General features: G+C 50.8%; 11 protein-coding genes. 8 read left to right on the forward strand and 3 right to left on the reverse strand.

The window, feature by feature from the left end; genetic code table 11:
• Nucleotides 1-9: 9 nt before the first annotated feature.
• Both clpX and yihA read left to right on the forward strand, forming a co-directional pair.
• A complete protein-coding gene (gene clpX / locus ACYVUU_RS03900) occupies nucleotides 10-1,263 on the forward strand; it encodes an ATP-dependent Clp protease ATP-binding subunit ClpX (protein ID WP_300616115.1) in 1,254 nt (417 codons plus the stop codon).
• The gene (gene yihA / locus ACYVUU_RS03905; protein WP_484500005.1) at nucleotides 1,253-1,855 is read left to right on the forward strand and encodes a ribosome biogenesis GTP-binding protein YihA/YsxC; all 603 of its coding nucleotides are present in this window, start codon (nucleotides 1,253-1,255) and stop codon (nucleotides 1,853-1,855) included. Before clpX ends, yihA begins: the two co-directional genes overlap by 11 nt.
• 49 nt (nucleotides 1,856-1,904) lie before the next feature.
• On the opposite strand, the gene ACYVUU_RS03910 is transcribed toward yihA, so the two are convergent.
• Nucleotides 1,905-3,512, reverse strand: coding sequence for an Mbeg1-like protein (locus tag ACYVUU_RS03910; RefSeq protein WP_484500006.1), 1,608 nt, complete (start codon nucleotides 3,510-3,512; stop codon nucleotides 1,905-1,907).
• Nucleotides 3,513-3,646: 134 nt separating this feature from the next.
• Entirely contained in the window at nucleotides 3,647-3,787 is a 141-nt protein-coding gene (locus ACYVUU_RS03915; RefSeq protein WP_002879072.1) for an SPJ_0845 family protein, read from the reverse strand.
• 140 nt (nucleotides 3,788-3,927) lie between these two features.
• Between ACYVUU_RS03915 and ACYVUU_RS03920 the strand changes: the two genes are divergently transcribed.
• Both ACYVUU_RS03920 and ACYVUU_RS03925 read left to right on the forward strand, forming a co-directional pair.
• Nucleotides 3,928-4,590, forward strand: a complete 663-nt coding sequence (locus tag ACYVUU_RS03920; protein ID WP_484500007.1) for a nitroreductase — start codon at nucleotides 3,928-3,930, stop codon at nucleotides 4,588-4,590.
• 276 nt (nucleotides 4,591-4,866) lie between these two features.
• The gene (locus tag ACYVUU_RS03925) at nucleotides 4,867-6,516 is read left to right on the forward strand and encodes a peptide ABC transporter substrate-binding protein (protein ID WP_484500008.1); all 1,650 of its coding nucleotides are present in this window, start codon (nucleotides 4,867-4,869) and stop codon (nucleotides 6,514-6,516) included.
• A gap of 59 nt (nucleotides 6,517-6,575) precedes the next feature.
• On the opposite strand, the gene ACYVUU_RS03930 is transcribed toward ACYVUU_RS03925, so the two are convergent.
• The gene (locus ACYVUU_RS03930) at nucleotides 6,576-6,953 is read right to left on the reverse strand and encodes a hypothetical protein (RefSeq protein ID WP_484500883.1); all 378 of its coding nucleotides are present in this window, start codon (nucleotides 6,951-6,953) and stop codon (nucleotides 6,576-6,578) included.
• Nucleotides 6,954-7,194: 241 nt separating this feature from the next.
• Here ACYVUU_RS03930 and ACYVUU_RS03935 point away from each other — a divergent pair, with 241 nt between their 5' ends.
• The 4 genes from ACYVUU_RS03935 (at nucleotide 7,195) to ACYVUU_RS03950 (ending at nucleotide 12,252) form a co-directional block, all read left to right on the forward strand.
• Entirely contained in the window at nucleotides 7,195-8,187 is a 993-nt protein-coding gene (locus tag ACYVUU_RS03935; RefSeq protein ID WP_484500009.1) for a D-2-hydroxyacid dehydrogenase, read from the forward strand.
• A 160-nt stretch (nucleotides 8,188-8,347) separates the two neighbouring features.
• On the forward strand, nucleotides 8,348-9,304 hold the full coding sequence (locus ACYVUU_RS03940) for a thymidylate synthase (protein WP_439776207.1): 957 nt from the start codon (nucleotides 8,348-8,350) through the stop codon (nucleotides 9,302-9,304).
• 14 nt (nucleotides 9,305-9,318) lie between these two features.
• Entirely contained in the window at nucleotides 9,319-9,807 is a 489-nt protein-coding gene (locus tag ACYVUU_RS03945) for a dihydrofolate reductase (protein WP_484500010.1), read from the forward strand.
• Between the two features lie 36 nt (nucleotides 9,808-9,843).
• Entirely contained in the window at nucleotides 9,844-12,252 is a 2,409-nt protein-coding gene (locus ACYVUU_RS03950) for an HAD-IC family P-type ATPase (protein ID WP_484500011.1), read from the forward strand.
• The last annotated feature ends 375 nt before the right edge of the window (nucleotides 12,253-12,627 follow it).

The following is a 12,627-nucleotide window of genomic DNA, read 5'->3' on the forward strand; positions in this document are numbered from 1 at the left end:
AGGGAATACATGGCTACTAAGTTTACAGATCCAGAAGAAGTGAAATGCTCATTCTGCGGCAAGTCTGCCAGCCAAGTAAAGAAAATGATTGCCGGCAACGGCGTATACATCTGCAACGAGGACATTGAACTCGCTAAGCGGATTATTGATGATGAGCTGCGTCTGGATTCACTGAAGGAAGCGCGCGAGCTTCCCAAGCCAATGCAAATTAAAGAAGAACTGGACCAGTACGTGATTGGCCAGGACCGGGCCAAGCGGGTTCTGTCCGTGGCGGTTTACAATCACTACAAGCGGATCAGTCAAATGGATGTTGATTCTTCAACTGAACTGCAAAAGTCTAACATTGCCTTGATCGGGCCAACTGGGTCAGGCAAGACCTACCTGGCTCAAACTCTGGCCAGGATTTTGAACGTGCCGTTCGCGATCGCGGACGCGACTACTTTGACTGAAGCCGGCTACGTAGGGGAAGACGTCGAGAATATCCTGCTTAAGCTGCTGCAGAATGCTGACTACGACCTGGAGAGAGCCCAGCGGGGGATCATTTATATCGACGAAATCGACAAGATCTCTAAGAAATCAGAAAATGTTTCAATCACCCGGGACGTGTCTGGTGAAGGGGTTCAGCAGGCTCTTTTGAAGATCCTGGAAGGGACCATTGCTTCTATTCCGCCGCAGGGCGGCCGCAAGCACCCGCAGCAGGAAATGATCCGGATGGATACCACCAACATCCTCTTCATTGTCGGCGGGGCCTTTGACGGTATCGAAGAAATCGTCAAGAACCGGCTGGGCAAGAAGACCATCGGTTTCGGGGCAGAACAAGAATCCGGCAAGGTTGACGACGACAACTGGAACCGCTTCTTGACGACCGGTGACTTGGTCAAGTTTGGCTTGATCCCAGAATTCATCGGCCGGATTCCAATTATCACTACCTTGGACCGGCTGGACAGCGACGATTTGGTCCGGATCTTGACTGAACCAAAGAATGCCTTGATCAAGCAATACCAGAAGTTGCTCTCCCTTGACGGGGTTGACCTGGAATTTGAACCAGCTGCCGTCAAGCAGATTGCTGACCTGGCTATTGAACGGAAAATGGGGGCCAGAGGCCTTAGAACCATCATTGAAAATGCTATGATGGACATCATGTACCGGACGCCAAGCGAAAGCGACATCAGCAAGGTCATCATCACGCCGGAAACGATTACCGGGATGGGCGAGCCAAAGGTGATCCGCCGTGAACTGGAAGAGGTTGCCGATGATCATTAACCAATCAGAATTTGCCGTCAGCGCGGTTAAAGCCAGCCAGTACCCAGCAGGCGGCTTGGATGAAATAGCCCTGGCTGGCCGGTCAAACGTTGGTAAGTCCAGCTTGATCAACACCCTTTTGCAAAGAAAGAACCTGGCCCGGACCTCCTCGTCGCCGGGCAAGACCCAGACCTTGAACTTCTACCGGGTCGACAGCGACCAAGCTGACTTTTACCTGGTCGACGTGCCAGGCTACGGCTATGCCAAGGTTTCCAAGAAGCAGAGAGAAGAGTTCGGGGAAATGATCCAGGACTACCTGGAAACCCGGGCCTACCTCAAGGGCTTGATTTTGCTGATTGACGGCCGCCACGAACCGACTGCCGACGACATTGCCATGTATGACTATGCCCAGTATCTGGACCTGCCGATTTTAGTAGTGGCCACGAAGATGGACAAGATCAAGAAGAACGCCTTCAACAAGACCGAGGCGGCCTTCAGAAAGCACTTGAACTTGAACAAGGACAATGTGACCTTCCTGCCATTTTCATCAGTGACCAAGCTGAATGTTGACCAGGTCAAGAACTGGATTGAGGCCAGACTGGACGAAGAATAGCAGACAAAACAAAAATGCTCAAAGGATTATTCCTTTGAGCATTTTGCGTTTACCGGTGTTTTTTCGGCATTTGCGGCCGGTGGTTAAAGAGTTCGGCAATCAGCTTGAAGGCTCCGTAGATGATCAAGAGGATCCCGATCTCAATGATTGATTGGTGGTTGAAGTATTCTGGGTTGATGATGACGATGATCCCCAAGGCAAAAGAAATGATGGCTTCAGCCACGGTGATGATAGTTCTAAAGACCCCGGTCTGCTTGCGCAAAATAATCTTGCGGGTCCGGCCATAGGCATAGAAAAGCAGGAAGGCTCCCAAGAAGTAGTGGGCCAAAAAAACTAATAGCTGATTGCTCGATAAAAGCGCTACAGAGGCCGCGAACAAGACCAGGTAGGTGATCAAGAAGAAGCGCTTTTGCTGGGGCTTAAAGGCCGAAACAGAGACCGAGAGAATATGGTTGACGCTGAAGATAATCCCCCCGACCGCGGCCAAAATCCCGAAGGCCTTGAAGGCATAGTCTGGTGCCGTAAGACTGATGATGCCAAGCAGGACCAGGAGCCAGCCAGTCAGAGTATCCCGGCTGAAAAGGGCGGCCCCAATCTGCTGATTTTTGATCAGTTGCCAAATAGAAGAAAAGAGGTTACCCAAAATAAACTTGGTCCGCCTTGAAGAGTTGGTCACTGATAAAAGGATGGCTCCGAAGCCCCCAAAGCCGTTTTTAGCCAGCTGGTTGATCTTGCTGGACCCGCTGGCCGCCAGGGCGTCAAAGAGGTCTTGGGTTAGGGCTTCCCGCTCTTCCAGGCTGGCTGATCCGATCCATTGGTTGATCAGCTGGTTGTAGACTCGGGACTCAGGATTGGGCCGCTTGCGGGTCACGAAATGGCTGCCCTTGATCTGCCAGGAATAAGTGTCATGTTGGGCGATGTTGCCATTGGTTGAATAGACGATGACTGGGTCGACCTCCCTGGGTTCAAACAGGCGGCCGATAATGGAAAAGTCGGGCACGTAGCGGCGGAGAACTCTTTTTAAAAAGTCCTCGTTATAGTCAACTCCGGCCTCACTGGCCAGACCTGGACTGTCAAAGGTGTAGACAGCCTTGATCCGGGCCCGGTAGTCCTCAGGCAGCTTCAAAGCAGCGTATTCAGCCAGGTTGCCTCCCTTGGAGTGGCCGCCCAGGATATAGTCTGCTGTGTCATCAGCCAGGAGGTCCTTGAGGTAGCGGGCGCCTAAGATCTGGGCTTTGGTTTCCTTAAAAGAAATTTCAAAGTCTTCCCGCCAGCCGACCAGGGTGTCGTCGGTCCCCCGGAAGGCCACGTAGTGGGTACCATCTTCAAGGACGATTTTTAAGGCACTGAACTGGCACTGGTCGGTCAAAACAGTGTTGAAGTGGGACAAGCGGGCATCCTTAAAGCGGTCGCCCTCGCTCATTAGGCGGAAGAGTTCCTGGTACTGGCTAGCGTCTATGCCGGTAAAGGAAGAGGCAAAGTATTTCTCGGCGATTTCGCGTACGGTAACTTCCTTATTGCCGGAAGGGATGTACTTTTCCAAGTTAAGATAAGAAAAAATTGCTAAAACTAAAGCGTCAATTTCGTTGAAAGGAGACTTCTCCAGTGGAATGTCGCCCCGCCATTCCAGGTAGGTCAGCAAGTTGCTGTTGTCCAAGGTGCTCACATCCTTAAAGAAAAATAATTGCAAATGCTTACAAGTTAATTTTAGCCTAAATAGGGCAGAGGTGGGCAGATTTACGGGAAAATTTAGCGACTTTTATAAAATATAAAAAGCCGCCAACAAGCGGCTTACTTTGCCTCTTTGCCGGCAGCTTTGTCGTCTTCTTTTTCCTTGCCCTTGCCGGAAGCGGCTTTCTTGGGGTCAGGGATGCTGGCGAATTTGTCGAAGAGTTTGTCTAAGTCGTCTTGTCTTTTAAAGGTTAAACCCATTTGTCCATATCCTGCTTTCCATTGAAATAAAATATCTGCTTTTGCCTCAATTATAGCGATTTTTTTGCTATTCAGTCAATTTTGAACTATACTTACAAAAAAGAAGTACAAAAGTAAGCAATACTAAGAGAGGTGCAAAAATGACTGATGCGATTGATGCAATTGAAAAGCGCCGCAGCACGCGCTATTTTGACCAAAGCAATGAGCCTAGCCGGGCAGACCTGGAAGAAGTAGTCCGCTTGGCTGGCCAGGCTCCGTCTTGGGTTGATTCCCAGCCCTGGCGGGTTTATTTAGCCATGGGGGAAACGGCCAAGAAGATCCATGCCCGCCACCTGGCTTTGGCTGAAGCGGGGACGGCTCCGTCCCCAGACTGGGAAACCTGGCACCGGGAAGACTGGGATCCTTATCCAAGGGAAAACATGCTCCGGCACAACCAAGCCAGCCAGGAATATTTGAACACGCCGGAATTGCTGGACCTCAGGACCAACATTTTGCAGAAAAATCTTTACTATGCCCCGGCAATTGCTTATTTGACCATTCCTAAGCACTCCAACCTCTGGTCAGTCTATGATCTGGGTGCTTTTGCCCAAACTCTGGCAATCGCTGCCAAGGCCAAAGGGATTGACACCATGCCGGCTTATGAACTGGTCAAGTACCCGGCCAGCGTACGGGAAATCATGGGGATCCCGGATGACCAGACTCTGGCCATGGGGATCGGCCTGGGCTATGCCAAAGATGAGTACGTCAACGGCTACCAGGCTCCCCGCCGGGATCTGGCTGATTTTTTGACGGTTAAGGATTAAACTGAAAAACTTGCAAAAAGTGCGTTGACTTTTTGTAAGTGAATCTGTAAGATTAAATTAAATCAAATTGAGAAAGGAGCTAAATCATGTTTGCAATGCAAGAAAACCAAACTATGTGCGTTTGTTGTATGTCACTTATGTCATACGACCGTTTTGTGTTGCCTAATCTGGATTTAGCTCAGACCAAGTGATTTGCCTAGTAATTGTTAGCTTAGTGGCAAATGAAGCAGCTGTTTCCTTTAGGGAGCAGCTGCTTTTTTGTCTTAGGAGGAAAAAATGCAAAAGATCAAGAAATTCACCCTTGCCGCTGTCAGCGTCAGTGCCGCCTTCCTGCTGGCCGCTTGCGGCAGTCAGCAGAGCTCAAGCTCATCAAGTAAGGACAAGCAGGTCTTAAAGCTCAGCGCGGCCGCTCCGCTGGATACCATTGACATCAGCAAGGCGACCGGTTATGGGCAGACGGGGAACGTTTTTGAAAGCTTCTACCGTTTGGGCAAAAACGGGCAGCCAGCCGCCGGCTTAGCCAAGTCCGGCACCGTGTCTAAGGACGGCAAGACCTGGACCTTCAAGCTGCGGTCAAACGCCAAGTGGTCAAACGGGGAAAAGATTACCGCCCAGGACTTCGTCTACTCCTGGCGGCGGACGATCAACCCAAAGACGGCCTCACCTTACGCCTATCTTTTCTCTGGCATCAAGAATGCTGATGAAATTATTGCCGGCAAGAAGGACCCGTCCAGCCTGGGCATCAAGGCTTTGAACCAGGAAACCGTGCAAGTCAAGCTCAACCGGCCAATTGCCTACTTCAAGGTCTTGATGGCTTATCCGCTTTTTGGGCCGCAAAACGAAAACTTCATCAAGAAGGCGGGCAAGAAGTATGCCACCAGTTCCAAGTACATGCTCTACTCTGGTCCCTTTAAAATCACTGGCTGGAAGGGGACCAATGATACCTGGTCTTTTGTCAAGAATAACCAATACTGGGACAAGCAGGCTGTTAAGCTGAGCAAGATCAGCTACCAGGTCGTTAAGACCACCAACACCGGCTACCAGCTCTACCAGCAGGGCAAGCTGGACCTCACTCCGCTGTCTAGTGAACAGGTCAAGCAGCTGAAGAAGAATAAGGACTTCAAGACTTACCCATACTCCTACGTTGCTTATTTGGCCTACAACTTCCAGGCTAAGGACGCGACAGTTAAGAAGGCTTTGAACAACAAGAACATCCGCCTGGCTTTGTCCCTGTCACTAGACCGGAAGATCTTGACCAGCAAGGTCTTCGGGGACGGGTCAAGCGTGCCGACTGGCTTCGTGGCTTCCGGCTTGGCCTATGACCCAGCCAACAAGGAAGACTTTGCCAAGGAGCAAAAGGTGGCTAATACCGTTGACTACAACGAGAAGCTGGCTGAAAAGTACTGGAAGGCTGGCTTGAAGGAATTGGGCTTGAAGAAATTGAACCTGACCTTGCTGGCTTCAAACGAAAGCACCAACGCCGACGCCTTGACTCAGTACCTGCAGTCCCAATGGACCAAGGTTTTGTCCGGCATCAGCGTGAAGGTCAGCTCCATCCCAAGCAAGAACGCCTACACCAAGGCTGCAAGCGGGGACTTTGACATCTACGTTTCCGGCTGGGGCGGGGACTTCAGCGACCCGATGACCTTCATGCAGATCCTGCAGAAGGGGACTAGCTACAACTACGGCAAGTGGAACAATGCTGAATACAACAGCTTGATCAAGAAGGCTTTGACGACTGACGCCAACGACGTTAACAAGCGCTGGCAAGACCTGGTCAAGGCTGCCCAAGTGGCTAATGCCGACCAGGCAGTCAGCCCGATCTACCAGCAGACGACTGCCTACCTGCAAAACAGCAAGGTTAAGGGGATCATCCACAACAACGCTGGTACCCAATGGAGCTACAAGTACGCTTACATCAAGTAATTGAGCAAGTAGCAAGTTAGATATGCAAACAAAAAAGCGAGACAAGTGGTCTCGCTTTTTTAATGCCGGCTAGCTCTGTGACTGGAATTAGCCTTAATTTTGTGGGGATGCCGTTTGAACTTGAACTGGCCGCCCTCTGGCAGGAAGCGGAAGTGGCGCATCTTGGCGTTAAAGGGGCGGCCGGAAAGTCGGATGGCGGTCCAGTCCTTCATCAGCTTGATCATCCGGTCTAAGTCCTGGACTCTTTTGGCCTGGCCTTCTGCTTCAGCAGCCTGGTGGATGTCACCTTCCAGGCGTTCGATCAAATTCTGATGGTAGGCAAGAAGCTCGGAGGTTAAGGGTGCGCGGCGGTACTGGTTGAAGAGCTTTTGAATCAGTTCCATGGCTTCCAGACTGTCTTTGGGTTGAATGTAACGGGGATCGTTTTCTTCATTCATCATTTTCTACCTTTCTTTTGCTTTATACTTTTTCTCCATGTTTTCTTTTCAGTTTTTTCTGGCCTTTAGCTTAAAGATTACAGAAGTGTTAAAAAATGCGATAACTAAAAATCACTCTAGCAATCTTTTAATTTTTTTGTCATAATATAAAGAAAAGCATAAGGCTTTTACTTTAGGATACCAGAATCAGAAAAAACGAGAGCTTGTTTGGCAAAATTTGTCAATTATGAGGAGAAAAAAGATGAAGGCATACTTGTTCGGCATTACGCCGGTGGAAGAAGCTTTTTTAAAAGAGTGGCAGGACCAACACCCAGACGATAAAATTTCTTATACCCACAGCCCCTTGACGGCAGATAACCTGGAAGAAGCCAAGGGCTTTGAGGCAGTTTCGACCCAGCAGGCAGAAGCCTTGACGGCCGCTGACCTTGAGACTTTGGCGCAAGGAGGAGTCAAGCACCTGGCCTTGCGGAAGGTAGGGGCGGACAATATCGACTTGGAAGCGGCCACTAAGTACGGGATTACCGTCGCTAATGTGCCGGCTTATTCGCCGCGGGCAATCGCGGAAAACGGCTTGACCGGGGCCATGTACCTTTTGCGCAAGTGGGGCTACTATCACCGGAAGATGCGGCGGGGGGACTTTACCCGGCCAACGGAGCTGATGAGCGATGAGATCTTCAACCAGACGGTCGGCATCGTCGGCTTGGGCCGGATCGGGGCAGCAGCGGCGGAAATGTACCATGCCCTGGGGGCTAGAGTCATCGGCTATGACCCGGTTTATAATGCTTCTTTAGAGCCTTTTTTGGACTTCGTTGACTTTGAGACCTTGATCAAGGAAAGCGATATCGTTCAGCTGCACATCCCGCTGACTCCGGAAAACAAGGGCATGTTCAGCGCCAATGAATTTGCCAAGATGAAGGACGACGCGATCCTGGTCAACCAGTCAAGAGGTGAACTGGTCGATACCGCGGCCTTAATTGTGGCCTTGAAATATCATGAAATCGGCGGGGCTGCCCTGGACGTTTTGGAAGGGGAAGAAAAAATCTTCGGCCGCAAGTTTGAGGACGTGGGTTCTTTGCCGGAAGAGTACACGGAGCTGATCAACCTGCCGAATGTGGTCATGTCCCCGCACTCAGCCTACTATACCAAGATGGCGGTCAAGAACATGTTCTTCCAGAGCATGACTGATATCGAGCGGACCCTGTCCGGGAAAAAGGCCTTTTTCAAGGTTAATTAGCTAAAAAGCGAAAAAAGAAGAACAATGACAAGCCCTGGCAGGCCAATCCTGCTAGGGCTTTTTCCATCTGTTAAGCTTTTTGTAAAGATTAACACCTGCTAAAAAATTCTGTTAGACTAAAGGTGAAGTGAAGTAAAAAGTTTTTGCAAAGGACAAGGAAATGGCAAATCAAGATCAAGCATATTTAGACTTACTGAAAAAGATCATGACCGAAGGCAATGACAAAAATGACCGGACTGGGACAGGCACCAGAAGCCTCTTTGGGGCCCAAATGCGCTTTGACTTAAGCCAGGGCTTCCCGGTCTTGACAACCAAGCGGGTGCCTTTTGGCTTGATCAAGAGCGAGCTTTTGTGGTTCTTGCGGGGAGACACCAATATCCGCTTCTTGCTTGAACATAAAAACCACATTTGGGACGAATGGGCCTTCAAGAACTGGGTAACCAGCCCGGAATACCAGGGCCCGGACATGACTGACTTTGGCCTCAGGAGTCAAAAGGACCCGGAATTTAAGGCAGTCTATGATGAAGAAATGCAGAAATTCTGCCAGCGGATTCTGGATGATGAAGCTTTTGCTCAAAAATACGGCAACCTGGGCGACGTCTATGGGGCCCAGTGGCGGCACTGGGGCAAGCGGGATGGCGGCTTTATCGACCAGATCGCGAACGTGATTGAGCAGATCAAGACCAATCCCGACTCCCGCCGCTTGATTGTAACGGCCTGGAACCCGGAAGACGTTCCTTCCAGCGCCCTGCCGCCTTGCCATGTCCTTTTCCAGTTTTATGTGGCTGACGGCAAGCTCAGCCTGCAGCTTTACCAACGCTCAGGTGACATGTTCTTAGGCGTGCCATTTAACATCGCCAGCTACTCTTTGCTTTTATCGTTGATTGCTCGGGAAACCGGCCTGGAAGTGGGTGAGTTCGTCCACACTATCGGGGATGCCCACATTTACAAGAACCACTTTGCCCAGGTTGAAGAGCAGCTGAAAAGAACGCCATTTGACGCGCCAACTTTGTGGCTGAACCCAGAGAAGAAAAAAGTAGCAGATTTTGAAATGGCCGATATCAAATTGGTCAACTACCAGCATGGGTCCACGATCAAGGCCCCGGTTGCCGTTTAGAAAGGGTGAAAAAATTGCTTAGCTATGTTTGGGCACAAGATGAAAAAGGCGCCATCGGCTACCAGGGCCGCCTGCCCTGGCACTTGCCCGCTGATTTGGCCCACTTTAAGGAAAAGACCATGGGTCATCCCATGCTGATGGGGAGAAAGACTTTTGAGTCCTTGCCGGGTCTTCTGCCAGGCCGGGAGCATGTCGTCCTTTCCAGCAGAAAATTGGACCTGCCAGCTGGGGTTTTGCAGCTGAAAAGCGAAGAAGAAGTTTCCAGCTGGCTGAAGGAGCAAGCCGGGGAAGTCTGCGTTATTGGCGGCTCCAGCCTCTTTGCCCTGCTGGCTGACCAGGTTGACAAGCTGGAAGTGACCCGGATTAAGGGGACTTTTCCAGCTGACACCTACATGCCGGACCTTGCCTGGGCGGCTTTTGACCTGGTAAATACAGAAGCCCACCAGGCTGATGGCAAGAACAAGTATGATTATGTCTTTGAGACCTACCTGCGCAAAAAATAGCAGGGAGGGCAAGTTGTGAAAAGTGAGATGTGAGTGATGAAAACAAATTTGCAGACGGGGCTGACCGAGGAGGAGGTCGAACAGAAAAAAGCGGCCGGCAAGGTCAACACCGCCATTGATGATGAGTTCAAGACCAACCGGCAGATCATCGTTGAAAACACCTTTACCTACTTCAACTTGATCTTCCTGGTTTTGACCATCCTGCTTTTAATTGCCGGTGATATTCGTGACTTGACTTTTTTGCCGGTGATTATCTTGAACACGATCGTCGGGATCGTCCAGGAAATCCGGGCAAAATCCGTTTTAAGCAAGCTGCAGGTCTTAAACCAGACCAAAGTTCTGGCGCTCAGAGGCGGAAAAAGGCGGCAGGTGCCAATTGACCAGCTGGTTGAAGGGGACCTGGTCCTCTTAAAAGCCGGTGACCAGATCCCGGCCGATGCCAAGGTGGTCGACGGCAGCGTCCGGGTCAATGAATCGCTCTTGACCGGGGAAAGCGACGAAATTGCCAAGGAGGTTGGCGATGAGCTTTTGTCCGGTTCTTTCGTCGTTTCCGGTGAAGTCATGGCTCAGCTGGTCAAGGTGGGCAGCCAGTCTTACATCGCCAAATTGACGGCGGAAGCCAAAGCCATGGGCGGCGGAGAAGAGTCAAAGATGATCCGGGCCATCAACCGTTTGATCAAGTGGGTCGGCATCATCATCATTCCAATGGGGGTAGCCCTTTTTGCCCAAGGATACTTCCTCAACCACCGGTCTTTTGCTGAATCGATCAGTTCGATGGAAGCAGCCATTATCGGCATGATCCCGGAAGGACTTTATCTTTTGACGACGGTGGCCCTGGCCCTGGCTGCCATGCGCCTGGCCAGAAATCAGGTCATGCTGCACGACATGAAAAGCGTGGAAACCCTGGCCCGGGTCAATGTTCTCTGCGTTGACAAGACGGGGACGATCACTGAGCCAAAAATGGCGGTGGAAAAAGTCGTCCCGGCAAAAAATTACCCGGGAAATGATTTGGAAGATCGGCTTGCTGCCTACGTTTCCAACATGCCTGTCGATAATATCACCGCTGAAGCCTTGAGCCAGAAGTTTGGCCAGGACCAGCCCTTGGTCAATGCCAAAAGGGTAATTCCTTTTACTTCAGTCAACAAGTACAGCGGGGCGGTTTTTGCCGGCTACACTCTGCTTTTGGGGGCACCGGAAATGATCCTGCGCTCTCAGCTGAAAGCCTGCCAGGAAGAGTTTGCCCGTTACCCAGAAGAAGGCTACCGGGTCCTGGCTTTTGCCAAGTATCCAGCTGAACTGGCGGATGAAAAGGAAGCCTTGACCCAGGAGGTCGAAGTTCTGGGCTACGTACTTTTGTCCAACCCGATCCGGAAAGAGGCCAAGGAGACTTTTGAATATTTTGCCAAGCAAGGGGTGGAAATCAAAGTCATCTCCGGGGACAATCCGGTTACCGTTTCCCGGGTGGCCGGCCAGGCCGGGATTGCCGGGGCGGAAAAATACATCGATGCTCAGACGATCAAGCCGGGTGAATACGAGCAGGCTATGGCTGAATACAATGTCTTTGGCCGGGTCAAGCCGGAGCAAAAAAAGGAATTCGTCCAGGCCCTGCAGAGGATCGGTAAGACTGTGGCCATGACCGGAGACGGGGTCAATGACATCCTGGCCATGAAGGAAGCCGACTGCAGCATTGCCATGGCTTCAGGCAACAGCGCTGCTGTCCAGGCCTCCCAGGTGGTTTTGCTGGACTCCAATTTTGCCAAGATGCCCCAGGTGGTCAATGAGGGCCGGCAGGTGGTCAACAATATTGAACGTTCAGCTGGCCTCTTTTTGGTTAAAAACATCTTCTCCTTGCTGATGGCGGTCTTTTCCTTGATCTTGACGATTAACTACCCAATCAAGCCGGCACAGATCACCTTGATCTCCAGCTTTACGATCGGCCTGCCATCCTTCCTTTTGGCTCTGGAAAAGAACCATTCCCGGATCCGGGGCAATTTCACGGTCAACATTCTGACCAAGTCAATCCCTGGCGGGATTACCGACTGGCTGGCCGTCAGCATCCTGGTCTTGACCAACAAGTTTACCAATATTGGGGACAATGAAGTCGCGACCGCGTCAACTGCCCTCCTGGTCTTGGTGGGCTTGATGGTCCTCTTCTGGATCTCACGGCCGCTCAACAAGTACAAGCTGGGCGTTTTGGCCCTGTCAGTGGTCTGCATCATCTTGTCGATCATCTTTATTCCTGGCTTCTTCAAGCTGAGTCCGCTCTCTGGCCGGGCCATCTTCACGGTCGTCGTCCTCTTCTTTGCCGGCATGACCCTCTTCAGAATCATGTCGCGGATCTGCGATGGGATCAAAGAAGTCAGCAACGTCCTGACGGAGAAGGGGAAAGATGCCAAGCTGCGGGATCTTTTGGCCGCTTATGGCAAGGACCGGAATGAGCTTTAACATTTTTTTAGAAAAAGGCTTGACTTACTTAAAAAATAATGATAAATTTAGAGCATCAAGTTAAGAAAAGTTATCTCGAAAAGCAGAGTAGTCGGGTGACGATCCTTTACAGAGAGGCGGCAGATGGTGAAAGCCGCCAGGAGAGTTCCGGTGAACATGGGCTTGGAATGATATGTTGCGGTGATATTTAGCCGCTGCCGGGGTTGCTCTCGTTAAACAAGCAAGCTGTTTCTGCTTTAGTTTGGAGACAGCTGGTGAGATTTATTACGCAAGTAATGAATGAACTAAAGGTGGTATCACGAGCGCTCGTCCTTTATCAAGGACGGGCGCTTTTTCTTTTCTGTTCGAATTTGACTGCCGCTGATCGGGATTGCT

This window comes from Lactobacillus sp. WILCCON 0058 (assembly GCF_057198005.1).